Genomic DNA, 24407 nt, shown 5'->3' with positions numbered 1-24407 from the left:
TATGTATTCTAAAATCCTTGTACCTATGGCGCTTGACCATGACATTTCGCCTCTGACGCTTACGATCGCAGATGCTCTGTGTGGGTCGCAGGGCGAGATTATTGCATTGCACGTTCATGAAGAGCCACAAGGCTCGGTCAGCGTTTATCTTGATGACGAGACTGTCAAAGCTGGACTTGATACGGCCAAAGCGATGCTGGCAGAAAAAACTGCTGCGTTTTCAAACGTCACACCCGTGCTGGTCACAGGTCATTCATCCCGCAGTATCATCGATTACGCCAACGGCAATGGCGTAGATTGCATCGTCATCGGCTCTCATAAGCCTGGATTGCGGGATTATTTTCTTGGCTCAACTGCCGCGCGCGTTGTGCGCCATGCAGGCTGTGCCGTTCACGTTCACCGAAATACTGAAACTAACTAATTGCCAAACATGAAAGGCCTCCACCAATGAACATCGACAAGAAGATCACCGATGATCTTGTTGCAAACGGCGTCTCTTTTGTCACTACCGTGCCCTGCAAACAGCTGGCTGGTGTGATCGAGGAAGTCGACGCGCGCGACGAGATTTTCCACATCCCATCCAACAAAGAAGACGAGGGCATGGGCCTGTGTGCTGGTGCCTTTATGGGCGGCAAACGTCCTGCGATCATCATGCAAAACACGGCCATCGGCGTCACGATCAACACGCTGGCTACACTAATTCAATACTACCGGATGCCGCTGCCGATGATCATCTCTTACCGGGGTGAGTTGCGCGAGCCTGTAGCCTGCCAAGTTGAGATGGCTGTGCACACAAAAGCACTGCTGGCTGAGATGAAAATCCCGACCTACCACTTCCACCACCAGTCGGATGTGGAAGAATTTGATGCAATCCTGAAATACACATTCATGTGCAACAAGCCGGTCGCGATTCTGACGGATGCTAACTTCTGGGGAGGCTACGGGGACCAATGATACGCTCTGAAATTCTGCGCGAAATCGCGCCAATCCTGCGCGACCAATTGGTCGTGTGTAACATCGGTCTTCCCAGCCAAGAGCTGCATATGATCGACGATCAGCCCACCAATTTTTACATGTTGGGCACAATGGGCCTGTCTTCGTCCATTGGTCTTGGCCTTGCTTTGTCTCAGGACAAGACGGTTATTTCCATTGATGGTGATGGTTCGGTTCTGACGAACCTTGGTACGTTGCCAACAATCGCCAACAATGTGGCTGATAACTACATTCTGCTGATCATCGACAACGGGTCTTATGGCTCAACCGGAGATCAACCGACATATGCGGGCAAAAAGACGTCTTTGACGGCTGTTGCATCAGCATGTGGCTGTGAAAATGTGATCGAAGTGCAAGACAAAGACCTTGGTCCTGTTCTGCAATCGGCCATCGACAGCAAGCAGATGACGATCATCGTGTGTAAATGCGACAGCGGCAACATCAAGCTGCCTGTCATCACGATGGACCCCGTTGTGATCCGCGATCGCTTTATGAAAGCGGTAAGCGCTTAAATGGGCGCGAATGCTATCCATTCGGCAGACGACGCACGTCGTATTGCGCGTCGTCGTCTACCTTGGATGGTTTTCGATTACATCGATGGGGCCGCCGGTCGCGAAACAGGGGCTGTGCGTAATCGCGCAGCGCTTGACGCAATAACTTTGCGGCCCCGCATTCTACGGGACGTCAGCCAGCGTTCATTAGCAACTTCGATTTTTGGTGCCCCTACAGAGCGCCCGTTTGGCATTGCGCCAATGGGCATGTGCAATCTGTCCGCGCCGGGGGCTGACTTAATGCTCGCGCGGCTTGCGGCCAATTATAAAGTACCGCATGGGGTTTCCACCGTTGCATCGACTCCGCTGGAAAAGATCATTGAAGTTGCTGACGGTCATGCATGGTTCCAGATATATTTCACCGGCGATGGCAGTGGAACATTCAAGCTGATCGAACGCGCACGCCAAGCGGGCTACCAGACGCTTGTTCTGACCGTAGATGTACCAGAGGTTGGCCGCCGCCCGCGCGAATTGCGTCATGGGTTTAAGATGCCGTTTCGCATTGGCCCAAGCCAGTTCATTGATTTTGCGCTTCACCCGCGTTGGTCGTTGTCCTCACTATTCAAAGGTAAGCCAGAGATGGCAAATTTCCAAATGCCGGGTTACGAATTTGATCGCACCGAAAGTCGGGCACGTGCAGACTGGGATACGCTAACAGCAATGCGCGATGCGTGGCCCGGTAAGTTGGTGGTCAAAGGAGTATTGGACCCTGAAGATGCCCAAATGCTAAAAACCAAAGGCGTCGATGCCATTCAGGTGTCCAGCCACGGCGCACGGCAATTGGAAAGCGCCCCGTCGCCCTTTGCAATGTTGCCAGTGATCCGCGAAGCGGTTGGGCCAGACTTTCCACTGTTCTTCGACAGCGGATTAAGGTCGGGCGAAGATGCTTTGAAGGCATTGGTGTCGGGTGCTGACTTCACCTTTTTCGGCCGTATTTTGCAATTTGCAATCGCCGCGGGTGGTGAAGCAGGGCTGAACCGCATGTGGGAAGTGCTGAGCGATGAAATGAGCATCGCAATGGCCCAAACGGGTATGTACAATCTGAATGCGGGTAAAAACGAATAGGACAGAAACCAACAATAGAATTTAGACACGAAGTTGTTCGCATGGCTCTAACGGGGGCCTTAGTCGCAAACAAGTTGCATCATACTTCGGAATTGGTTTTTCGACCCTGAGACAAGTGACCACCGCCGTGTGAGCTGCGTTTGCACAATAAAAAAACTGTGTCGTAGCCCCGAGCGTCCGCTTTCTTCAAATTTCCCAATTTAGTTTGTGGGTGCAGCGTTTGTAGGTTTCCTGCCATTAGAGCGTTTTGCCGTCAGTTCACATTGGTAAAACGGCCATTGAGTAAGCAGCCAGCAAGGTCAGCTTTGTCCTGTGTGGACGACTCCTGCTTAGCAAGGCATTTCTGGTGTGATTTATGTTTGTCAGATACGGTCTTGTGTCCGGTCTGGTTGCGCGGATCACTTGGCCGCCAGCCCTCCCTCTCGTGCATGTTTTCCACAAACCAAGTCCTATTCTGCATATCGTAAAACATGTGTTCAGGACAAAGCACGGTGTGTCTTGGTTTTTGGTGAGCACAGCCCAAACCATGCGAGCCGTCTTGTTGGCCATGGCAACGGCTGCGACTTTTCCCGGTTTTCGCGCCATGATATCTGCGAAAGATGGGTCATACCGCTCAGGGTTTTTGGCGGTTTGCCGCATGCTGGACATCATGCCAATTACGAGTAATCGTCGAATGTATTGATCCCCATCAAATGCTCGGCAATAGTTCACCTACAAACCATGAGAAGGGTCGAGATACGACTCAACCTTTCCTTACCGCCACTGCAGCCGTTCAGGGGTGTCAGGCCAAGCCAAGCGGCAAAGTCACGGCCCGTGCTGAACTGTTTGCCAGTGCCGATCGTTGCGACAATGGCGGAAGCGGTGATCGGCCCAATGCCCGGGATTGTTTGAAGAAGAGCGACCTGTTTCTTTCGCGGGGCCACTTGGGTCATCTCGCGGGATGTAGTGGGCAATTTTCGTATGAAGGAACAAAATTTGTTCACAGAATTCGGCAATAACGCTGCATGCAGTGTCCGGCAGATCAGCACTGTCACCATCAGACTGGCGCTTTGCAAACTGAGTGGCGTGGCCAACACGCTGTGGGAACACGATCCCAAACTCCGCCAACTGCGCGTAGCATGTTGATGGTCTGCGTACGTTCGTGCAATCGCGCTGCACAACCGCCACCCTGTCTCAAATCTGCATATTGTGGGATGAGGTCAAAATCGCCCATGGGGCTTCTTGGAAGTGACTGTACTGGCGCATCATCCATTTTGAACAAGATATCGTAGATACGATCAGTCGTCAGAGTTTGAGGTTCTGTTGTGTATGCCGCTCTCATTGGGCAACGCCAGATTTGAAGAGCCTGCTCCACGGGCCAAGGCGTTATGCGTCGGATGAACTTGGCTCGGGCACAGGGAACGGACGCCGGCCACCCGCCAGAGAGGCACAACAAGATTGCGCAGTCTATTTGGTAGCTTTGTGCTTGGGCTCGATCTGGGACAGCAGTCAAACTGATTGCCCCTACGATTAATGGGAATGCCAAAGTGCCCAGAAAGTTAATCATAGGGCGTTTCATAACAAAATGATGCGGGACCGAAAACCAGTTCTGACCAGCCAATAACAATGAAAGTGCAGCAATGGGCCCAGAGTTAGAAGGAGAAGCACCCAATGTGGTCACAGAAGCCCATTTCAGATTTCTCCTACGAAACGCGTATCATGCTGAAGTCGTTTGCAAGAGCACTGCCCAGAACAGAAGAGCCGTAAATACCTTGCTTGGAAAACACCCGCGGAAGTGTTCAGAGAAAAGATGCTGGAAGAGATAGGTCGATCTCCCTACCCTCAAGCGCAATAAGAGTCGCGGTTCAACTATCGCTCGCATCACGTTGAAGAACAGCGTCAGCTTGGGTGACCCCCAATAATATCGGTCAGTTCTTTTGCAGCCGCCATTACATGTTTGGCCACATCTTCGATATTTTCAGGCGTAACCCGAGCGGCCAAACCAGAGACAGACAGTGAACCAATTGGTTCACCAGATTCCGACCAAATTGGAGCAGCTACACACTTCATTCCGATGACGAATTCTTCATCGTCCAGTGCATAACCGCGCTCCCTTATGCGGCGAATATCATCAAATACCTCGTCCCGTGTCAGCAAGTTTTTCGTTGTCATGGTACGTAAGGCGCCTGAGACCAAGGCACGCAAGGTGCATTGCTTGAAGCTCTTGCCAAAAATCATGATCATTTTCTCCTTGTTGGCGCAATATAACCCGAACGCCGAAGCCGCCACTTCTGCACCTTCCTATGGATGGTTCGTCGTATCGCACTGTCATTTTTGTAGTTTCACCTGGCATGAACTCTTGTTCATGCTTGCTTATTCTTTTTTGATGAAGTGATGATATCACCTGAACTCGTACCTATGGAGAGGTCCATCAGATACACCTAACTCACTGCCAAATATTTATTTTTATAACACTGATGTTGAGTGGCTCCATGACTGGCGCTGCTCGGCCGCTGTCTTTGATCCAGCCTGTGGTTTCAAAAATCATCAGTCAGCTCGAACTCGAAATTGGGTTCTCTTTGTTTGATCATATGCGGGGAAAGTTACACTGGCCTAGAGCGGGTTGTGAGATCAGTGCAGCGCATCAAAAACCGCAGTGGAGGCAACCTGCGTCTTGCGATGTTACCAACTCTAGCCACGGGATTTCTTACGCGTGTCATGACGCAGCTTTGTAAAAATCACGACGTGCAACTCTCCATCCAAATGTCTAGTTCGGATGAGATAGTGGATTTAGTGACGTCTGGCCTGTGCGGCATCGGATTTGCAATGACTCCCGTTAATACCGCTAACTTCCAAGTCGGGCCGATCATGTCCGTCCCTTCATTTTGCATCTTGCCACCCGCTGTGCGCCAAACAGGAAATTTCAGTTTTGAATCTTGAGGGGGTCGACTTCATCGCCACCGCTGAGGGCACCTCAAGCAGACTAAGAACCAACGCCCTCTTCTCATCTCATAATGTGCCGCGCACCATCCAGATCGAAGCGCTTTGGTCACTGACTAACGCAGACCTCGTGCAAGCTGGTTTGGGGTGCAGCATTGTGGATGGGTTCACTGCCGCAACCTTCGCCAAAAGAGGTGGGCATCCGGCGCGAATTCTCCAAGATATTTAACGATGAGTTAAAAATTTTTCATACTGCACTAGAGAACCTAAACTTTTCGGGATGAACCGCACTTTCTTTTATCCAGTAAAAAACGTTCTATTAGGCAGGACGCACAAGACTGGGCCGGCGAAGTGTCGAACCCAAAGCCGACATTAATGTAAGCTGCAGCATCAGCGGAAGAGCGCTCTTTGAAGCCATTCATTGCTATTGAGAATGCACACCTAACTGACGTTCCATTTTGCCGAATGCACCAATTTACCCTGTGCTGACGAGGCGGTCATTGCCGTTTCGAGCTTAAAGGTCCGTTTTGGTAGCCTCGCGGGGATAACACCCCCGCGAGCACCTAGACCTTATGCTATGACATTGAACTCTGGGCCATACGGATAGCCTGTAATATTCTCGTTCCCATCTTCAGTAATGACGAGAATGTCGTGCTCACGATAACCACCTGCACCAGCTTTACCTTCTGGCACTGTCAACATCGGTTCCATCGAGATCACCATGCCAGCCTCCAACACCGTGTCGATGTCTTCGCGTAACTCCAGACCTGCCTCGCGACCATAGTAATGGGACAAGACCCCGAATGAATGGCCATACCCAAAGGTGCGATATTGCAGCAAATCGCGTTCTTCAAAGAAGGTGTTGATCTTCTCAGTCACTTCCGCGCAACTTACCCCCGGTTTTAACAGGCCCATTCCAAATTCATGGGCCGCAACATTTGCCTCCCAAATTTTCAAACTGGCAGGGTCAACCGTTTCAACAAACATGGTCCGCTCAAGTGCGGTGTAATATCCGCTGATCATCGGGAACGTATTCAGGCTCAAAATATCGCCTGCCTCCAAGGTGCGCCCCGTCACAGGGTTGTGCGCACCGTCCGTGTTGATCCCAGACTGAAACCATACCCAAGTGTCGCGGTATTCTGCATCAGGAAAGCGATTGGCGATTTCCATTTCCATCGCATCACGACCAGCCATAGCCACGTCAATCTCGCGGACCCCAGCTTTAACCGCACCCTTAACCGCATAGCCGCCAACGTCAGCGACCTGCGCGCACTTACGGATCAACGCGATCTCGGCGGCTGATTTATACATCCTTTGGCGCATGGTGATGGGTGCAACATCGACAATGGCCTTGGGGGACAAAAACGTGTCCATCAATGAACATTGCACCAAAGTCAAATGATCGGCTTCGTAGCCAATTGTCCTTTCCGTTCCGGTTACAGAGCGAACAGCGCGCCAATAGTTATCGCGTTGCCAGTCCGTATACGTGATGTTGTCCCCATGACTGCGACGCCACGGCTGGGCGGCATCAATGCCAGCGCTCATGGTGACAGACTCTGTCTGCGTCACGACCAGTGCATAGGGGCGACCAAAGGCACAATACAGGAAGCCAGAATAGTAGGCGACATTGTGCATAGATGTAAAAACGCAAGCATCAACGCCAGTACTACGCATATCAGCGCGTAGGCGTGACAATCGATCATCATATTCTTGGGAGGAAAATGGGAGAATTTTGTCCCCTTGGTGGAAACGGTAAAACTCTGGGCGATCCATAAAATGGTTCCTTCGACGACATGCCATACCGCGCGTTAAGGGAGCCATAGTAGAACCCCTCGACCGCGAAAACGGCAAAGAAAAGTCCCGGCGTTCAGGAAGGTGATAGTGGGCTTGCATGTGACTGCTGGCGACGCCATCGCCGACCCATAGTTCTATTTGCACTGTATTGATCATCTATGGCAAGTTTTTAAAAGCGGACATTCATGAAATGATGCAGCATCCGAAACTATTGGCACCGAACGGAGCTTTCGCTGCGATCTGCGCCACGGTCTGCTGCGCAGACTTAACCGATCCTTGCTGCGCATGCATACATGTCCGGTTTGGCGGAGCATTCAACAAACCGTGGTTTTTGGAACGTTGAACACCCCAAGTGGATGTTGACGAACAAGCTCGCCGCTGTCCGCTTTGTGGCCTTTAGCTTGCCGAGTACCTGACGGATTGGCAAACCGACGGCGCCAATGGATCCTTAATTTGCGCTACCGAATGCTTGAGCCGTTCGCCGGCCTTTGTGGGATGAGGGGCCGCATCAACCAAGGCAAACTGCGACACAAGCGTGCGCGCCTTTGAACATATCCGCTGTCATATCCGTCGTTACATCAACCATTGCCGCAATTTTTTTGAGTAACAATGTCGAGCTGTGCAATACTGGTATTAATTTCGCTAATACTAGTTGCTTGTTCGTTCGCGTCCTTTGCTATCTGCTCAACCACATCAGAAATTTTGCTGACATTTGAAGTCAATGACGTCACCAGCCAAATTTACGAGCACGACACCAGTTTCTAAGCGTTCAATACTATTAGAAATCAGTTGGCCAACGTTTTTAGCGGCACGTTTCGGCATTAAGCATGCCCTCCACTTTCAGCGGAGCGTGACAGACGAAATCACGGGAGATGGGTAGATGCAGGAAGAACTGGAAATAGGGAACGCCGCCTTATCGCTTAGGCTGGGCAGAGTGGCATGATCGTTTGGGAATCCAACAGGTTTTGCCAAAGGCCTTTTTCTATGAGACCCCACGGAAGCTCTGGCTCCTCTTCATGAACGGACATTGGGTCAAAATTCGACGCTCGTATAACCAGCGCAAAGTGCGGTTTTTAGCCGGGTATGCCCCTAGACTGACACAACAATGATGACCAGCAGATCGCGAGGGTACCACGATTGGAAATGATCGTCATGATGTGGGTCAACCTGCTGCTTTGGGTTGGCGTTGGTGGTCTTAGTGATCGATCTTGACACCGAGATTACCGAGCAGAAAGTGCCTAACCTCAGCGGTTAAAGGCCAAATAGTGTAATTTTATAAGAGGGCGTTCTTGGTTCATCACAACTACCAATTGGTAGAAGATCGGAACGAGGGCGAAAAGATCGTCAAGAGTTTCAAGCAGACTACGCGCAGGCACTACTCGTCCGGAGAGCAGGTCAGTATCGTTTTGAATGAACTGCGTGGACCGGACAGCATGGTTGATCTTTGCCGCCCACCGTCCGGTAAGGAAATACCTGCCGCCTTGTCTTCGTATCACGTTTCGTTAATGTCATGAGCTGCAGTTGGCGATCGTTTTGTCACGTCATATAACTTTGATACAGTTCCGCTGGTAGGTTCAATTCGCCTAATATGGAAACCTAGAGTTAAGCCGGAGAATGGGTGAAAAGTGAAAGATGTAGTGTTGCATATTGGAATGCACAAAACTGGATCATCTTCAATCCAGTCCAGCCTCAAGGACTATAGGGACGAAACCACCCGCTATGCGAGCTTTGATGAAGCAAACCATTCAATTCCAATGACGACAGTTTTTTCCAGTGATCGTTATGAATATCACGTTTGGAAGAATATTGGCCTATCTAAGGAAGAGATAGATGAAAGACGCGAACGCTATTTAGAGGTTCTGCAGAAAGATATTGATGATCCAAATTTCAAAAGGCTACTCATTTCTGGGGAAGACATTGGTACGCTACAGAATGACGATAAGCGGGCATTGGTTGAATTCCTCAAGTCTAGAGGCTGTAACGTCAAGATCGTCTGCTTCGTTCGTTCGCCCAATGGCTATGTTGCATCTGAAATGCAGGAACTCATAAAGCATGGCTGGGAGGACGTTTTGCAGATCAATCCCGCGTATAAATGGATATTATGGACTTTTAGTGAGGTCCTGCCCAAAGAAAATCTGATTGTTCGAAATTTTTCGGAAATTCTTGGCGAATTCGCTGATCCGGTTTTGGGCTTTGCTTCGATCTGTGGATTAGAAAGAGAGTCTTTTGCACTGAAAAGGACGAACCAGTCTCTTTCGGCTACAGCTACAAGGCTTTTGTACAGATTGAATAAGCTACCTCTTGTTACTCTTGGCACTCGTGACCACGTTTCCGCCCGACACAAACTCATCGCAATCCTAGCCAAAGCATTCCCGGCATCAAGGGATGACAAGCTCGATGGAGATATATTGTCTGGGCTTTTGAAACCTAATTTGAACGATCAGATTGCGTTCCTATCGGACAGATTTCAGATTGATTTTAGCAACGCAACCCATTCGACAAATCTGGATGCATGTGAGTATTATCTTTCCGATCTATCAAGCTTCAAACTTCAGCGTCTGATTGAGGTTTTAGGCGAAAACCAAATCCAGTTGCCTCAAACAAACACTATTGATCAGATGCTTATGGCCTTGTACCAAAGTGGACTCGGACTTTCGGCCTGACAAAAGATCCTTCAGGTGCGGTCAAAGAACAACATCTTCAGGTCGCGTTGGTGCCAGCCGATAAACACGCAGGTTGATCCCAACCAAAGTGCAAGTACTAAGGTATCGCTATCCCTTCTGTGTCATGACCGCTCTTTTATGCAGATTGCCTTCCAATCGCCTGTCTCGTTGTCTGGCAGATCCATACAAGGCATGCGGTAGAGGGGGGCAATGAACAAAGATCTGGGATGCCAACTGGTGAAGTTGTGCCGCAGGCATGGCTTAAGCCCAATGCCGTTCAGCAAACTCAAAACCAAATATGATAGCATGAACCTGTCTCAGGTGGTGATGACGCTGGGAACCTTCCGGTTCGGCCTGTCCAATGGCGGCTATCAGGAGCTCTCCCGCGAGGTGGCCTACCGCTGGAACAAGGTTGACCGTTTAGGCCGCCCGCCTGCGTTAGAAGGGATGATCTATCCCCACTTCAAAGGTGAGTAGCGACAGGTTGAGTTGATGCGGCTGTTGGCGGGAACGGATGTGCCGTTTATGATGGTAGACGGCCTTGGTTGGGTTTGGAAAAAGTGGTGCATCACGGGTGTCACTGAGCGCAAGAAATACTTGATGCGCGATGGCGCGCCACGGCGCATCGACTTCTCGATCACGCTGCAGTCTTACGGCGCGGACAGCGACGGCTTGTCCTCATTCATTGGGGATTTGCTATGAGCGTTCACCGCACAATTGACGGCGATATGGTCGATGCAATCTGTCATGCACATTACGGCAGCGCCACCTTGTCTGTGCTGGTCTATGAGGCAAACCCCGGTCTGGCTGAACGCGGCTCGATCCTGCCGATGGGGATTTTGATCACGCTACCAGAGGTTGCGCCAGAACCTACGCGCACGCCTGTGCGGTTGTGGTGATCTGATATGAGAATTGGATTCCGCGTTCTTTCAAATGGCAATGATGTCACGGCTCCGATTGGCGACAGGCTGATCGGAATCATCGTCACCGATGCTTCAGGGGAAACCGCAGACACTGCCGAGATCGATGACCGTGATTACCTCGTGGCGCTGCCTGCGGTTGGGCGGTGTTAAAGATCGCAGGTGAACACGGTCTGGCCAAACAGATCCGCGATAGCCTGAAATCGGTACACTATACCTTTCATGCGCAAACCACGGAAAGTGACCTCAATTTCCTGACCCGCATCACCCGCGATTTGGACGCCACGTACAAGCCAGCAGGCGGCGCGCCGGTGTTTGTCAAAACAGGTGAGGGCAAGTAAGGCCGCGTGGTCGCTGAATGGTCCAAGCTCGGCACGGGCCGTGTGCAGAAGGTGACAGCGGGCAATGAGGAGCCGAACACATCCTCCGTACCCGTTATGCCAACCAAGCCGAAGCCCAACGCGCCGCTGATGCCCCCTTGCCAAGTCCAAACGCAACAGTAGCACCTTATCCGTCGAGCTGGGCGGCTATGCCATGTTCGAGAATGGTAGGCGTTTTGTCTCAGGCATTAGACAAAACGCCTATAGACTGTCAGAAATTTTGATATCCTTTTGGGCTATGGACGTCCTGCCAAAAATCGCCATTTTTGGAACCCCAATGCGGACCTTCGGTGCGGGGAGCACTGATGTCTGCACTCCGAACTTTGCTGACATTCGTTCTGGTTGCCCCAGTGACCACCTTAAAGGGAAAAACTGCGCGGTTCACCTTTCTTAGGGACATAGATTCACCTTGCTGTTCGTGACGAACCAAGGTCAGTTAACGTTTAACCTGCAATGTTGATTAACTTGGGGAGAGCACTGCCTTGCATTTCATTAAAATATTGGTACTCACCGCCCTTTTGGCGCTCGCCACCCATTCACCAGCTGGGGCGCAGTCCCTGTTTTCCACAACTTCTAGCGCCGACACCACAGTGACATTGCCTGACCCACTAACAGAAGATACGGCAAATGCCTTAATCTCACGGCTTTCTGACACCGAAGTACGCGCACTCTTACTGAGTCAGCTAAACGCCCAAGCGGTTGAAGTCGACGATACGGAAGTACTGAACGACTTCTTTTACCACACAACAACGGGCGCGGCGAGCATGGTCGCATTGTCTGTGCGCAGCCTACCGGTGCTTTTCGAAAAACAACCCCAAGCGCTCGCCACATTTTACGGAAAAATTGGCGGTGAAGGCCTTCTTAAATTGCTTGGCTATATGGCCGCCATGTTTGGCGGTGCTGCTATCGCAGAGATAATTTTCCGCCGCCTGATTATGAAATGGCAAATTCAGCGCCCAGCTGACTTTAACAACATCACGTTGCGCGAAATCGTTTCTTTCCTAACGAAACGCTTCGCCCGCGAGATAGGTGCCGTCTTTGTCTTTATCATCGTCGCAATGTCGATCGGCACAGCGATCCTACCGCCATTTCTGGGCGGGGTCGTTGGATTGATTGGACCATATCTTATTGCATTTCCACGCATCATGATTGCTGTTGGGCGCTTTCTATTTGCGCCAAGAAATCCAATGTTCCGTCTTCTTAACTGTGATGATCACACCGCCAAAGCGATGGTATTTCACAGCTTTGGCTTCGCGTTTCTGATCGGATTCAGCGCAGTACTTATCCAGTTCAACGAATTTCAAGGCATAACAGATGTTGAAACGCGTATTGGATTTTGGCTCAACCTTGCTGTTCACCTTTATCTGGTCGCAGCTTGTTGGAAATATCGGGCAGGTATGACCTCGATGATGCGGGGTTTTGACGCTGACATTACCACAACCGAAGACGGTATGGCACGTGCTTTCCCATATTTCGCTATTGTTGTCAGTTTGGGCATCTGGTGGATCACCCAGATCATTGTGAGCTATGGCGACTTTGAGCTACTTTACGGCGCTCCCAACTACAAAACCATGACATTGTTGATTTTCGCCCCAGCACTGGACACTTTCATCCGTGGAATGGTGCGCCATCTTACCCCCGGCATGACCGGCGAAGGGCCAGTGGCCGAGCGCGCCTATATATCCGCCAAACGTTCGTACATCCGCATTGGGCGTGTCGTGATTTTTGGATTTGTTATCATGGCGATTGCTGGTTTCTGGGGAGTGTCCGCCACCAATATCGCCTCTGCAGGTGTCGGGCCACAACTCGCAGCAAAATTGCTGGAATTCCTCATTATCATGGCAATTGGCTACCTGTTCTACGAACTTGTCTCTCTTTACATCAACCGAAAACTGGCAGCCGAACAAACCGCCGCTGGTTATATGCCTGATGAGGAAGCGGTCGGCGGCGACGGCGGTGGCGCAGGTGGCTCACGGCTCTCAACAGTTTTGCCCCTGATCCTCATAGTCACACAAGCGACCATTGTGATCGTTTTCTTGCTACTCGGGCTTGGAAACATCGGGGTTGATACCACGCCACTCCTCGCTGGCGCCGGTATCGCGGGTTTGGCGATTGGTTTTGGTGCGCAAAAACTGGTTACTGACGTCGTGTCGGGCATTTTCTTTTTGGTTGATGACGCTTTCCGCACAGGTGAGTATGTTGAGGTTGAGGGCACAATGGGGACTGTCGAAAAAATCTCTATCCGTTCTATGCAACTGCGCCACCACAAGGGGCCAGTCCATACGATCCCTTACGGTGAAATCCCAAAAGTCACCAACTTCTCTCGTGATTGGGTGATCATGAAACTGCGCTTTACCGTTCCGTTTAATACCGATCCAAACATGGTCAAAAAGGTCTTTAAGAAGATCGGCCAAGAGATGTTGGTTTTGGAGGAATTTAAAGATGATTTCTTACAGCCATTCAAATCCCAAGGGATGCTTGAAATTGATGATGTGGGCATGGTGTTCCGTGGTAAATTCATGGCCAAACCGGGTACACAGTTCACCATTCGTAAGGAGATCTTCAATCGAGTGAATGCCGCTTTTGCAGAAAACGGTATTGAATTCGCCCGCCGCGAAGTGCGTGTCGCACTGCCCTCGATGGATGGCAAGAAGCTAACGGATGAGGACAAAGCAACAATAGCCGCCGCCGCCACCCAAGCTGCACAAGAACAGCTGCCACTGGATGGGCAAAAGGATAATCGATAAAGGCACAATTCTGGCAGACAAATGCCTGCCCTTAAAGGCGGACTTCCGTCGCGCTGCAGCATCTGGTCAAAATGGGCTCGATGCGGACCTTTGCTGCAATTGCGAGGGTCGTCTGACTAAATTTCAAATGCCAATGGCGGCTCTGCGGACAAGGTGTGCATTCGCTGCAATTGCACCAAGGTCCGCTTCACAGGGAAAACGATGGTTAGTCACTTGGCATTTGTAGTTCGGTGAGCATAATTGAATGCATGGAATGCCCAAACAATTTAACCATCGTCTTTGATACTGACTGTTTGCTGTGCTCGGCTTGGGTGCGTTTTGTCTTGCGCCATGAACGCAAGCCATCAGCAAATTTTGTTTCAGCTTGGTCTGAACAAGGCATCGCTCTTGCCGCGAAGCATGAATTGACACCTCAAGATTTGGATGAGTCCTATCTGGTCGTGTCCGCGGGGCGACCGCTAATTAAATCTGATGCCACTTTTGCTATCTTCAAGACGTTGAATGCCCCTTGGCGTTGGGCGACTGCGCTACGTTTTGTGCCAAGATCGTTCCGTGATTGGCTTTATGATCGGATGGCAAAGAACCGCTATCGATGGTTTGGACAACAAGATCAGTGTTTCTTGCCACCGGATGGGCAACAGGCTCGCTTCGTTCTAGGGCCGCCACGTTCAGCGGCGCTGCCAGATCATCGGTAGCCCACCTTTGCGCCGCAACGAAAACTTCGGTTCAGGAACCGGAAATGCACCGCTCAAGCGCGGTTCAAAGGCTCGCAGAAGTTCTGCCGCTATGATCGAAACCTCTTTCAATGCGAATTGATGCCCAGTACACGCCCTTGGTCCCGCGCTAAAAGGCAAATTGGCAAAGAATGGCCAGGTCGGCTCAGTTAGAAAACGCTCTGGGCGAAACTGATTTGGCTCATCAAAGAACCTTTGATCACGTCCAGTCATTTAGGGATGATCTGTAAGAGCTCCCCTTTCTTCACCAAGGTTCACACGATATCAACGTCTTCCGTGGCTTGCCTGAGAAACAACGTATAACCTGGCGGATAAAGCCGAAGCGCCTCATCAACGACGGCCCGAAGATAGCTCATGTCTTGGACGTCATCCGTGCGGGCAACTTCGCTTTGGCACTGGGCCAATGCTGATGGGTGATCAGCCAATAGCGCAAATATCCAAGACAAAGCAGCACCAGACGTTTCATGCCCCGCGATCAGAAGGCTCATCGCATCGTCACAGATCTCCTGTTTGTCACCGGCATGTGTTTCGATGAGAACTTGGAGAAGGTCGTCACCCACCGGACCTGTAAACCTGTCTTCGACAAGATCGCGGACGAGATCGCGCATGAAGGCCATCGCAGCCTTTTTCCTGCGTTTGCCGGGAAGAGGACAGTAGTCAGGTAACGTCAACGGACTCGCGCACTCGCGAAACGCAACATCTGATAGAACTTTAATATGCGCCGAGACCTGATCCATACCCTTGGAAAATCCGCCGCCAAAGAGTGTTCGCAGGGCAATATTCAGAGCAATTTGCGCAAAGGTATCATCGGCATCCAGATGTATGGCACCATCACGGCCCGCCTCTTTGGACAGATGCGTGACCCAATCCTCCGCAACCTGTTGGAAAACGGCTTCATAGGCGGGCATTTTCTTTTGGGCGAAGGCCGGAAGAACTTTGCGACGTCGATCGTGCCAGCTTTGACCTTCAGCGATAAACAGGCTTTCCCCGTTCCATTGACGCAATACATTCATCATCCGCTCAAAGCGGATGAACTTTTTGGCCTTGCTGGCCAAGACAACTTCAATCTGATCAGGGTGAAACAGCAGCCAAGACCTATACGGCCCAAGACGCAAGGGAACCGTGTCGCCGAACCGTGCCCGCATGTCCGCATAAAAGCCCAGTTGATTTTGTCTAATCTTGATCAACGTATCCAGCCCAAGCAATGCGGATGATGGTCCCTTCATGTCTCTCTCCTCAAGACTTGATCAAACAGATAAATCCACGGAACAGCGAGCAGCAACCACGCTTGGCCGAGCAGCGCATAAGCAAAGTTCACATGGCCGAAAGCAGCCGCAATGGCGCATGCTCCACGAAAGCCATAAACGTTTTCAGGGTTTTCATGCCACGCGTTGCCATCGTCAGACCATCGAATGTCTAGGCTGGTGGCTGCACGTAACCATAATGCAGCTTGGCGATGTCCCCGAGATGCATCAGAGAGGGTCAAAACCGCACGTGCCTTGTTCCATGGTCGCCAACGAGGCAGCCACTCTGGAACATTTTCTTTATATTCGGGCCAGCCGGTTGGAAAGCGCTTCAAGAGGTCATGCCGATGATGCCAGCGCACCATCCCTTGAACAAATATCCATGCCATCAATGATGCAGCCATGATCCAAATGTTTTGTAAGAATAGGCCTAAGACAACCCAACCCAAAGCCGCCGACAACTGCATTGGATTTGAAACATACGCATAGAGGCCCGTTGTCACCAGCCGTTTAGTGGGGTCAAGCGGGATTGGCGTCCCGCGCCCTTGTAGACAAAGCGTTTGGTTGGCGGAAACGCCAATCAAGGATGTGATCGAGAGTACGAACAGAGCGAGGCTGATCACCCACACAGGCTTTGCACAAATGTCCCATGTTCCGCCCATGGCCTGCATGATCAGCGAGGGCAAAACAGCAAAAATCATTCCGCCAGTCTTGATCGCAAGGAGCGCACAGCGATAAGGTAAATGCGTGTCCGCTTCTGTCCATTTCGCCAGATAGATCGCAGGCAGATGTGCTGTCGCGAAAACAAACATAACACCCAAAAACCAATGTGGCCCTGCAAAAACGAGAGGTTCCAAAGAACTGAATATCGTTCCATGCAACCCGATAATGATAGGCAGACAAATCATGAGTGGGCGCGTCTTTGGAAATGAGAAATATAGCCCCGGTCCAAACAATATAGCCCCGCCCAGAATGATATCGGCAGGCAAGTTGTTCACCATTAATGCGTCCCAGCCATAGCTCCACCAACCCACCGAGACAGCAAGGGAATGGGTCACGAAAACCATCGCAACGCCGTAAAGAAAGGCAAATAACCCCGCGACTTGAGTTCTATGCGACAGGTGACGCAGCCGCACCATCACCAAGGCCAGACAAACTGGGCCAAGCAGCAATCCCCAACGCAACGCGAGCATCCACGATTAAGGTAGTGATAGCTCGATCATGCAAGCAATCTGCTTTTGACTTCAGACTTGAGGCACGTCGGCCCTCTCGTCTCGAAGAGTTCCACAAGAAGAAAAACAATGGGAAACCCAAGGGCGGGATATATTGCAAATTGAGGCAAAGCTACAATTAGTAGGATTTGTATCATCGCACCCAACTGCATGAGAGCCCCTTCTTGGGAGGACATATCGCGCCGAGTTGCCAAGAATGAAAACACTATGATCGGCAACACCACAGATAGAGGGAAGGCCAAAAAGGCCGTTTGATCCCCGTCAACGAGATCGACGACCGCAAGATATCCGCGGAATAGAAATGAGAAGACTGCAATGGATACCATTCCAAACACGACGGACAACTTTAATCGATGCATAAGGTTCAATCACACTTCATGGTCGATGGAACAACATTTACTCATCTGGCGATGGAATTTTTAAGAGTTGTCACCAGCCATGGTGCAACAATTTCGAACAAGGGGCTCTTCATCCGAACTCCTGTTTCCGGACATTAGATACGATGCAGAAAGGCGGTAAAGTGGACTCAAGCTGGACGTTCGCTACGATTTTGACGAATGACCGCAGTCGGTGAATGCCCGTATGTGCCGTATCTATTCATGAACCACCAGTAATTTACCTTATGCTAAGCTATCAGCCGAATAACATTCTACGGATTGCCTTCTTGAAGTTGAGTGGTCTTCAACTGTCTCATGCGCCCTAGATGCCAATGTTGATAGCCATCTATACGCCAATGCATTTTCTGGCCGATCTCGCGCACTGATATCTTTGCGTTCAACATACATTTGATCGTAGGCCGTTCACGCAGGTTTGGTTCTGCATGCATCATATCCATTCTCCATGCTTTCCAGCATGATGCGGGGAATTTCGCGATCCAGTTTAGAATGGCCCAAGCCTTTTCGAATGGCCCTGTAATTAAGAATTTTAATGGAGCATGTCGTGTTTGACGACCTGTTTGTCCGATTTCGAAATGACATCTCCGCCCCGCCCCTTAATGTTACCCCAAAGGGGATACGACACATGCGGTACTCAGGACTAAGAGTCATCAAAGAAGCGTTGACTGGCCACAAAGGCTGGAAACCCGCGTGGCGTGATCCTGAACCGCAAGCGCATTATGATATTATCGTCATTGGGGGTGGCGGGCACGGGCTTGCAACCGCCTATTACCTTGCCAAGGAATACGGTCAAAAACGCATCGCGGTCTTGGAAAAAGGTTGGATCGGCGGCGGCAACGTCGGGCGCAACACCACCATAATCCGCTCGAACTACTTGCTGGATGGCAATGAGCCGTTTTATGAATTCTCGCTCAAACTGTGGGAAGGGTTAGAGCAAGACTTTAACTACAACGCGATGATCAGCCAACGTGGCATCCTGAACCTCATCCACACCGACGCGCAGCGCGATGCGTTTATCCGGCGCGGCAATGCGATGATCCTAAATGGTGCCGATGCTGAGATGCTGACAACCGAGCAGATCAAGGCGCGCTATCCGTATTTGAACACCGAAGATGCCCGGTTCCCGATCAAGGGTGGTTTGGCGCAACATCGCGGCGGCACCGTGCGCCATGATGCGGTGGCGTGGGGTTTTGCGCGCGGCGCGGACAGCCGGGGCGTGGACATCATCCAAAACTGCGAGGTCACCGGGTTCAAGATTGAGAACGGCAAATGCCTTGGCGTCGAAACATCGCGCGGCTTTATCGGCGCGGGCAAGGTCGGCTGTGCTGTGGCCGGATCGTCCAGCCGCTTGATGTCGCACGCGGGCATGCGTCTGCCGATGGAGAGCCACGTCTTACAAGCCTTCGTATCCGAGGGCTTAAAACCCGTGATGCCCGGCGTCGTGACATTTGGCGCAGGCCACTTTTATTGCAGCCAATCTGACAAGGGCGGCTTGGTCTTTGGCGGCGACATCGACGGCTACAACTCCTACGCCCAACGCGGCAATCTGCCCGTGGTCGAGGACGTCTGCGAAGGCGGTATGGCAATCTTCCCCGCCTTTGGTCGCGCACGCATGTTGCGCATGTGGGGTGGTGTAATGGACATGTCTATGGACGGCTCGCCCATCATTGACCGTACCGACACTGATGGCCTCTATTTCAACGGCGGCTGGTGTTATGGCGGGTTCAAAGCAACGCCAGCATCAGGCTTTTGCTTTGCCCATTTGCTGGCCAAAGACACGCCGCACCCCACCGCCACGGCCTACCGCTTTGATCGTTTTGAAAAAGGGCGGATGATCGACGAAAAAGGGATGGGCAATCAGCCCAACCTACATTGAGGTGCCCAGATGATTATTGATCACCCCCTGCTTGGGCCCCGCGACGCATCAGAGTTCACCTACCTTGGTGATGCTCGCATGATCGACCGTCCTGACCCTGCGTCGGACACAGCCGCGCGCGATTTCTATGAATATGGCTACCTGCGCGAAAACCCAGCAGGATGGCACGAAGAACTGTGGTTTCACGAGGCGGGTGATCGGTCATGGTTGGTGGTCACGCGCAACACGCTGACCCACGAGATATCCAAAGTTGAACTGGCCCGCGATGTGGCCCGCAGTCGGGGACGCAGCACATGACTGAGAAGAACCGTTTAAGCGGTGGTCAGATTGACCGCAATAACGCTCTCAAGTTCACTTTTGACGGTAGACAGATGACCGGACGACCCGGTGACACCCTGGCATCTGCACTGCTCGCCAATGGTGTGCGCCTGATGGGCCGGTCGTTCAAATACCACCGTCCGCGCGGCGTTTTATCCGCCGGATCAGAAGAACCAAACGCGCTGGTCGAACTGCGCAGCGGCGCGCGCCAAGAACCTAACACCCGCGCTACCACCATCGAGATGTACGATGGCTTGCTGGCGAAAAGCCAGAACCGCGTTGGGTCTTTGAAATTTGATCTGATGGCGATCAATGACCGCTTCTCAAACTTCCTGACCGCGGGGTTCTATTACAAAACCTTTATGTGGCCCGCCGCGTTCTGGGAAAAGGTCTATGAACCGATCATTCGCAAAGCTGCGGGTCTTGGATCATTGTCTTTAGAAGATGATCCTGATGTCTATGACAAAGGCTTTCTGCACTGTGATCTATTGATCATTGGGGCCGGGCCCGCCGGCATTATGGCCGCTTTGACAGCAGGTCGCAGCGGTGCAGATGTGATCTTGGCTGATGAAGACTTCCGCATGGGCGGCCGCCTGAATTCTGAGACATTTAGCATTGGTGACGATGCAGGTGCTGATTGGGCGGCGGCTAGTGTCGCCGAACTCGCAAGCTTGTCAAACGTGCGCCTGATGGCCCGCACTACAGTCATTGGCGCGTTTGATCACGGCACCTACGGCGCTGTTGAACGGGTCAGTGACCACCTGTTCACACCAGACGCAGACAAGCCGCGTCAAATCCTGTGGCGTATCTATGCCAAACAAACTGTGCTGGCCGCAGGGGCCATCGAACGCCCTATCGCGTTTGAAAACAATGACCGACCCGGTATCATGCTGGCCTCTGCCCTGCGCACCTATGCCAACCGCTTTGCTGTTGCTGCTGACCGCCGCGTCGCGATTTTTACCAACAACGACGACGGCCATCGTACGGCTGCTGACCTGCATGCCAAAGGTGTGAAAATTGCCGCCGTGGTTGACGTACGGGCTGATGCCCCGCGCAGTATTGATTATGAGGTTTTACACGGCGAAATCATCGATACCAAAGGTCGTTTGGGCCTGACCTTTGCCGAGGTGCGTCTGAACGACGGCAGCACCCGCATGCTGGAATGTGGCGCGCTTGGCATGACGGGGGGATGGAACCCGAACGTGCATATGACCTGTCACCAACGGGGCCGCCCTTCGTGGAACGACACGATTGCCGCCTTTGTCCCCGGTGGCGCCCTGCCCCCCGGCATGTCCGTCGCGGGTGCAGCCAATGGAGAATTCTCAACACATGCCGCCCTTGCATCGGGTGCCGCCGCCGCCAAAAAGGCGCTCGGCCTCAAGGGACGTCTTCCCAAATTGCCCCAAGCTGAGGATACGCCCACAAACATCAAACCGTTCTGGTATGTTGAGGGATGCAGTCGCGCGTGGCTTGACCTGCAAAACGATGTGACCGTTAAGGATGTGAAGCTCAGCCACCAAGAAGGCTTCCGCTCGGTCGAACATCTTAAACGCTACACAACCCTTGGCATGGCCACCGATCAAGGCAAGACGTCTAACATGGGCGGCCTCGCTATCATGGCTGAACTTGCTGGGAAATCTATTCCTGAAACCGGCACAACCATCTTTCGCCCACCTTATACACCCACTTCGATTGGCGTGCTTGCGGGTCGTCATCGTGGCCAAGAGTTCCACCCAAAACGCCTGACCCCTTCACACAAATGGGCGACCGAACAAGGTGCGGTGTTTGTTGAGGTAGGCAATTGGATGCGCGCCCAATGGTTCCCGCGTGCAGGAGAGACCACATGGCGGGAAAGCGTGGATCGTGAGGTTCTAGCAACACGAAAATCTGTCGGTGTGTGTGATGTGACCACGCTTGGCAAGATTGACGTGCAAGGCACAGATGCCGCTGCGTTCCTGAACAAAGTCTACTGCAACGGCTTTGCCAAACTCGCTGTGGGCAAAACCCGTTACGGCCTGATGTTGCGCGAAGACGGGATCGCAATGGATGACGGCACCGCTGGTCGGTTGGCCGAGGATCATTTTGTCGTCACCACCACAACCGCTAATGCCCTGCCCGTCTATCGCCACATGGAATTTGTGCGCCAATGCCTGTTTCCCGACATGGATGTGCAGCTGATCTCGACGACAGAGGCATGGGCGCAATACGCTGTCGCAGGTCCAAACGCCCGCAAGCTGCTGAATAAGATCGTCGATGTGGACATCTCAAACGAGGCATTCCCATTCATGGCATGCAGCAATGTCACCATCTGCGGCGGATTGCGCGCCCGCCTGTTCCGAATATCGTTCAGTGGCGAACTGGCCTATGAAATAGCCGTGCCAACCGCGTATGGCGACGCGCTGATGCGCAAGATCATGGAGGTAGGGGCCGAGTTCAACGTGACCCCTTATGGCACCGAAGCTTTAGGCGTGATGCGGATCGAAAAGGGCCATGCGGCAGGCAACGAGTTGAACGGCACGACCACCGCGCTGAACCTTGGGATGGGTCGTATGGTCAGCAAGGCCAAGGACAGCATCGGATCGGTCCTATCGGAGCGCGAAGGGTTGAATGAGGCGGATGCGTACCAACAGGTCGGCATCAAACCTATTAATCTGGATGATCCCGTACCCGCAGGTGCGCATTTGATGAAAGCGGACGGTCCGATGGATGCCGCCCATGATCAAGGCTATGCCACGTCAGCGTGTTATTCACCGAACCTAGGCCACGCGATTGCGATTGGGTTTCTTAAAGATGGCGGCAACCGCATGGGCGAACAAATGCGTCTGATCAGCCCGTTGACAGGGGTTGAGGTTAACGTCGAAATTGTCAGCGCACATTTCATTGATCCTAAAGGGGAGCGGCTTCGTGCATGATCTGAAACCAGTTACAGCACTTGGCGGCACCGCGCCGCAGGTGGACACGTTTGAACACATCACCATCGCGGAAAACGATGGGTTGGCGTTGGCGTCAGTTGCCGCGCGTTTGGGCCGCGAGGTGGAATGCCATAAGGTGCTCAAGAAACTGTTGGGTGCCGTGCCGGGACCGGGCCGCGCGCAATTACATGACCCCGAAGCAGGGTTTTGGATGGGACCAGACCAATGGATGTTGGGTGCACCCCGTGCCACCCACGAAGGTTTGGCTGAAACCGTTAAGACGCTATTGGGTGATGCGGCATCTGTTACCGAGCAGTCCGGCGCTTGGGTCACCTTTGACGTGACAGGCCGCGCTATGGAAGACATGGTTGAACGTCTGTGCGCAGTGCCAATCCGCAAAATGACTGCGGGCGATACCCACCGCACGGTCATTCATCAATTAGGGTGTTTCGTAATCCGGCGCGAAGCGTCTGATCACGTGCGCATCTTGGGGCCACGTGCATCTGCCGCCACCCTGCACCATGCGTTGATCACAACAGCCAAATCGCTGAGTTAAAACTCAGGCGGGTGGTACTATCGTATTCTCGCGGACCCGAAACATGTTGACCTTGTTCCGGTCATCGCGTGGATGCACACCAAACACATCTAGATAATTTTTGTTCAACGCCGACGCGCTGGAATAGCCCACGGCGATGGCGATGTCGGCCATGCTGTCCTTACTGTACAACAACAATTGCCGCGCTTTGTGCATTCTGAGCGATCGATAATACGCCAGCGGTGTGGTCCCCGTGGTCTTGCGAAACATCCGCTCTAGCTGGCGTGCTGAGACACCCACCTGATCGGCCACATCCGCGACGTTGACGGGGTCTTCGATATTGGCATTAAAAATCTCAACAGCCTGCCGGATCGGCGTGGGCAGCATGTCATGGGTGGATTCAGCTGCAAACGTGGGCTTGCGTTGCGTCACCCCCTGCCCGCGCATCAGCGGATGCTGGAACCAACACGCTACCTCAATGGCCACATCAGCGCCAAGCGCGTCCTGGATCAAATGCAATGACAGATCAAATGCAGCCGCGGCACCCGAGACAGTCATGCGTTGGCGATCAATCATTATGACGTCTTCGGTTGCGGTCAATCGCGGGAATTCTGCGGCAAACGCGGCCTCGTAACACCAGTGAACGGAGGTGCTATATCCTTCCAACAACCCGGATCGCGCGAGCGGAAACACACCACCACTTATCGCGCCCATAGTCACGCCGTGCCGCGCCAGTTTGCGCAACTTTCCCTCTGAGGGGGCGGGCCGCTCAAAACGCGAAGATGGACCGCTTAGTAAAAACAGTTGGTCAACGGCCTCGCAGTCCTCTAGCGCCAGATCAGGCTCAAACCAAACATGCGCGCTGGCCTCAACACGCTGACCGCCTTCTGAATACAATTTCCACCCAAAAGCATCTTTGCCCGTTATCTCATTTGCTGCGCGCAAAGGTTCGATCATCGAGGTCAAACAAGCCATCGGAAAGCCCGGAAAAATCAGGAAAGCGATATGTATTTTTTCATCATGGTTCATAAACATAACCTAACAGGAAAAATTTATGTTAGGCCAGTCCCGTATCGTTGGAACTTTCAGCAATCCACTTGTGGCATATCGTCAGGCCAGTATGACCAAT

General features: G+C 52.2%; 23 protein-coding genes and 3 pseudogenes. 19 read left to right on the top strand and 7 right to left on the bottom strand.

Annotation, left to right across the window (positions count from 1 at the left end; all coding sequences use genetic code 11):
* Position 1 precedes the first annotated feature (1 nt).
* Genes V7775_RS15060 through V7775_RS15045 form a run of 4 tightly spaced genes read left to right on the top strand, consistent with a single transcriptional unit; the run spans position 2 to position 2609 of the window.
* Entirely contained in the window at positions 2–421 is a 420-nt protein-coding gene (locus V7775_RS15060) for a universal stress protein (protein ID WP_335752729.1), read from the top strand.
* Between the two features lie 26 nt (positions 422–447).
* On the top strand, positions 448–954 hold the full coding sequence (comD, locus tag V7775_RS15055; protein ID WP_335752728.1) for a sulfopyruvate decarboxylase subunit alpha: 507 nt from the start codon (positions 448–450) through the stop codon (positions 952–954).
* Complete coding sequence (gene comE, locus V7775_RS15050) at positions 951–1505, top strand: sulfopyruvate decarboxylase subunit beta (RefSeq protein ID WP_335751999.1); 555 nt, start codon at positions 951–953, stop codon at positions 1503–1505. The genes comD and comE overlap by 4 nt, the downstream gene beginning before the upstream one ends.
* Positions 1506–2609 (top strand): alpha-hydroxy acid oxidase, encoded by a 1104-nt coding sequence (locus V7775_RS15045; RefSeq protein ID WP_335752727.1) that lies wholly within the window; start codon positions 1506–1508, stop codon positions 2607–2609.
* A 731-nt stretch (positions 2610–3340) separates the two neighbouring features.
* Here V7775_RS15045 and V7775_RS24835 read toward each other — a convergent pair.
* Positions 3341–3502: pseudogene (locus tag V7775_RS24835) on the bottom strand (transposase); the annotation flags it as partial.
* A gap of 848 nt (positions 3503–4350) precedes the next feature.
* Here V7775_RS24835 and V7775_RS24830 point away from each other — a divergent pair.
* Positions 4351–4443, top strand: a pseudogene (locus V7775_RS24830) (integrase); the annotation flags it as partial.
* A 44-nt stretch (positions 4444–4487) separates the two neighbouring features.
* Here the strand turns inward: V7775_RS24830 and V7775_RS15035 are convergent.
* Positions 4488–4877: an IclR family transcriptional regulator domain-containing protein gene (locus V7775_RS15035; protein WP_443070132.1), complete on the bottom strand. Its 390-nt coding sequence runs from the start codon at positions 4875–4877 to the stop codon at positions 4488–4490.
* A 146-nt stretch (positions 4878–5023) separates the two neighbouring features.
* On the opposite strand from V7775_RS15035, the gene V7775_RS24825 reads away from it, so the two are divergent.
* Positions 5024–5323, top strand: coding sequence for a LysR family transcriptional regulator (locus V7775_RS24825; protein ID WP_443070135.1), 300 nt, complete (start codon positions 5024–5026; stop codon positions 5321–5323).
* A pseudogene (locus tag V7775_RS24820) lies at positions 5214–5757 on the top strand (LysR substrate-binding domain-containing protein). Before V7775_RS24825 ends, V7775_RS24820 begins: the two are co-directional and overlap by 110 nt.
* A 341-nt stretch (positions 5758–6098) precedes the next feature.
* Here the strand turns inward: V7775_RS24820 and V7775_RS15030 are convergent.
* A complete protein-coding gene (locus V7775_RS15030; protein ID WP_335752725.1) occupies positions 6099–7301 on the bottom strand; it encodes an aminopeptidase P family protein in 1203 nt (400 codons plus the stop codon).
* A 1646-nt stretch (positions 7302–8947) separates the two neighbouring features.
* Between V7775_RS15030 and V7775_RS15025 the strand changes: the two genes are divergently transcribed.
* From V7775_RS15025 to V7775_RS14990, 8 genes are all read left to right on the top strand, one after another.
* Positions 8948–9985, top strand: a complete 1038-nt coding sequence (locus V7775_RS15025; protein WP_335752724.1) for a hypothetical protein — start codon at positions 8948–8950, stop codon at positions 9983–9985.
* A 210-nt stretch (positions 9986–10195) separates the two neighbouring features.
* Positions 10196–10462 carry a hypothetical protein gene (locus V7775_RS15020; RefSeq protein WP_335752723.1) on the top strand — a complete coding sequence of 89 codons (267 nt, stop codon included), beginning with the start codon at positions 10196–10198 and terminating at the stop codon, positions 10460–10462.
* A gap of 15 nt (positions 10463–10477) precedes the next feature.
* Complete coding sequence (locus V7775_RS15015; RefSeq protein ID WP_335752722.1) at positions 10478–10687, top strand: phage tail protein; 210 nt, start codon at positions 10478–10480, stop codon at positions 10685–10687.
* A complete protein-coding gene (locus V7775_RS15010) occupies positions 10684–10884 on the top strand; it encodes a tail protein X (RefSeq protein WP_335752721.1) in 201 nt (66 codons plus the stop codon). Before V7775_RS15015 ends, V7775_RS15010 begins: the two co-directional genes overlap by 4 nt.
* A 6-nt stretch (positions 10885–10890) precedes the next feature.
* Complete coding sequence (locus V7775_RS15005; protein ID WP_335752720.1) at positions 10891–11058, top strand: hypothetical protein; 168 nt, start codon at positions 10891–10893, stop codon at positions 11056–11058.
* Positions 11052–11246: a hypothetical protein gene (locus V7775_RS15000; protein ID WP_335752719.1), complete on the top strand. Its 195-nt coding sequence runs from the start codon at positions 11052–11054 to the stop codon at positions 11244–11246. The genes V7775_RS15005 and V7775_RS15000 overlap by 7 nt, the downstream gene beginning before the upstream one ends.
* A gap of 521 nt (positions 11247–11767) precedes the next feature.
* Positions 11768–14032: a mechanosensitive ion channel family protein gene (locus tag V7775_RS14995; RefSeq protein WP_335752718.1), complete on the top strand. Its 2265-nt coding sequence runs from the start codon at positions 11768–11770 to the stop codon at positions 14030–14032.
* 248 nt (positions 14033–14280) lie between these two features.
* Positions 14281–14727 carry a thiol-disulfide oxidoreductase DCC family protein gene (locus V7775_RS14990; RefSeq protein ID WP_335752717.1) on the top strand — a complete coding sequence of 149 codons (447 nt, stop codon included), beginning with the start codon at positions 14281–14283 and terminating at the stop codon, positions 14725–14727.
* Here V7775_RS14990 and V7775_RS24815 read toward each other — a convergent pair.
* Genes V7775_RS24815 through V7775_RS14980 form a run of 3 tightly spaced genes read right to left on the bottom strand, consistent with a single transcriptional unit; the run spans position 14701 to position 17194 of the window.
* A complete protein-coding gene (locus V7775_RS24815; RefSeq protein WP_443070131.1) occupies positions 14701–14979 on the bottom strand; it encodes a cytochrome P450 in 279 nt (92 codons plus the stop codon). The two genes, V7775_RS14990 and V7775_RS24815, sit on opposite strands and share 27 nt — an antisense overlap.
* 41 nt (positions 14980–15020) lie before the next feature.
* A complete protein-coding gene (locus V7775_RS14985; protein ID WP_335752716.1) occupies positions 15021–15992 on the bottom strand; it encodes a cytochrome P450 in 972 nt (323 codons plus the stop codon).
* Positions 15989–17194, bottom strand: a complete 1206-nt coding sequence (locus V7775_RS14980) for a methyltransferase family protein (protein ID WP_335752715.1) — start codon at positions 17192–17194, stop codon at positions 15989–15991. The genes V7775_RS14985 and V7775_RS14980 overlap by 4 nt, the downstream gene beginning before the upstream one ends.
* Before the next feature lie 1068 nt (positions 17195–18262).
* Here V7775_RS14980 and V7775_RS14975 point away from each other — a divergent pair.
* From V7775_RS14975 to V7775_RS14960, 4 genes are read left to right on the top strand one after another with little or no spacing between them, the layout of a single operon-like run.
* Positions 18263–19513, top strand: a complete 1251-nt coding sequence (locus tag V7775_RS14975; RefSeq protein ID WP_335752714.1) for a sarcosine oxidase subunit beta family protein — start codon at positions 18263–18265, stop codon at positions 19511–19513.
* Positions 19514–19522: 9 nt separating this feature from the next.
* Complete coding sequence (locus tag V7775_RS14970) at positions 19523–19810, top strand: sarcosine oxidase subunit delta (RefSeq protein WP_335752713.1); 288 nt, start codon at positions 19523–19525, stop codon at positions 19808–19810.
* Complete coding sequence (locus V7775_RS14965) at positions 19807–22743, top strand: sarcosine oxidase subunit alpha family protein (RefSeq protein ID WP_335752712.1); 2937 nt, start codon at positions 19807–19809, stop codon at positions 22741–22743. The genes V7775_RS14970 and V7775_RS14965 overlap by 4 nt, the downstream gene beginning before the upstream one ends.
* Positions 22736–23299: a sarcosine oxidase subunit gamma gene (locus V7775_RS14960; RefSeq protein WP_335752711.1), complete on the top strand. Its 564-nt coding sequence runs from the start codon at positions 22736–22738 to the stop codon at positions 23297–23299. Before V7775_RS14965 ends, V7775_RS14960 begins: the two co-directional genes overlap by 8 nt.
* 3 nt (positions 23300–23302) lie before the next feature.
* Here the strand turns inward: V7775_RS14960 and V7775_RS14955 are convergent, their stop codons facing one another.
* The gene (locus tag V7775_RS14955; protein WP_335752710.1) at positions 23303–24307 is read right to left on the bottom strand and encodes a GlxA family transcriptional regulator; all 1005 of its coding nucleotides are present in this window, start codon (positions 24305–24307) and stop codon (positions 23303–23305) included.
* Positions 24308–24407: the final 100 nt, after the last annotated feature.

This window comes from Sulfitobacter sp., from assembly GCF_036960155.1.
Taxonomy (GTDB): domain Bacteria; phylum Pseudomonadota; class Alphaproteobacteria; order Rhodobacterales; family Rhodobacteraceae; genus Sulfitobacter.
Note: the sequence above shows the minus strand (reverse complement) of the source record. Positions and strands in the feature narration are given on the sequence as shown.

Bases quoted from the DNA above. Each gene is read 5' to 3' on its own strand.
- V7775_RS15060 (WP_335752729.1), top strand. From the start codon at position 2: ATGTATTCTAAAATCCTTGTACCTATGGCGCTTGACCATGACATTTCG.
- V7775_RS14985 (WP_335752716.1), bottom strand. From the start codon at position 15,992: ATGAAGGGACCATCATCCGCATTGCTTGGGCTGGATACGTTGATCAAG.
- V7775_RS15015 (WP_335752722.1), top strand. From the start codon at position 10,478: ATGCGGCTGTTGGCGGGAACGGATGTGCCGTTTATGATGGTAGACGGC.
- comD (WP_335752728.1), top strand. From the start codon at position 448: ATGAACATCGACAAGAAGATCACCGATGATCTTGTTGCAAACGGCGTC.
- V7775_RS15010 (WP_335752721.1), top strand. From the start codon at position 10,684: ATGAGCGTTCACCGCACAATTGACGGCGATATGGTCGATGCAATCTGT.
- V7775_RS15030 (WP_335752725.1), bottom strand. From the start codon at position 7,301: ATGGATCGCCCAGAGTTTTACCGTTTCCACCAAGGGGACAAAATTCTC.
- comE (WP_335751999.1), top strand. From the start codon at position 951: ATGATACGCTCTGAAATTCTGCGCGAAATCGCGCCAATCCTGCGCGAC.
- V7775_RS15045 (WP_335752727.1), top strand. From the start codon at position 1,506: ATGGGCGCGAATGCTATCCATTCGGCAGACGACGCACGTCGTATTGCG.
- V7775_RS14965 (WP_335752712.1), top strand. From the start codon at position 19,807: ATGACTGAGAAGAACCGTTTAAGCGGTGGTCAGATTGACCGCAATAAC.
- V7775_RS14990 (WP_335752717.1), top strand. From the start codon at position 14,281: ATGGAATGCCCAAACAATTTAACCATCGTCTTTGATACTGACTGTTTG.
- V7775_RS24815 (WP_443070131.1), bottom strand. From the start codon at position 14,979: ATGACTGGACGTGATCAAAGGTTCTTTGATGAGCCAAATCAGTTTCGC.
- V7775_RS14955 (WP_335752710.1), bottom strand. From the start codon at position 24,307: ATGAACCATGATGAAAAAATACATATCGCTTTCCTGATTTTTCCGGGC.
- V7775_RS14975 (WP_335752714.1), top strand. From the start codon at position 18,263: ATGCGGTACTCAGGACTAAGAGTCATCAAAGAAGCGTTGACTGGCCAC.
- V7775_RS15005 (WP_335752720.1), top strand. From the start codon at position 10,891: ATGAGAATTGGATTCCGCGTTCTTTCAAATGGCAATGATGTCACGGCT.
- V7775_RS14970 (WP_335752713.1), top strand. From the start codon at position 19,523: ATGATTATTGATCACCCCCTGCTTGGGCCCCGCGACGCATCAGAGTTC.
- V7775_RS15020 (WP_335752723.1), top strand. From the start codon at position 10,196: ATGAACAAAGATCTGGGATGCCAACTGGTGAAGTTGTGCCGCAGGCAT.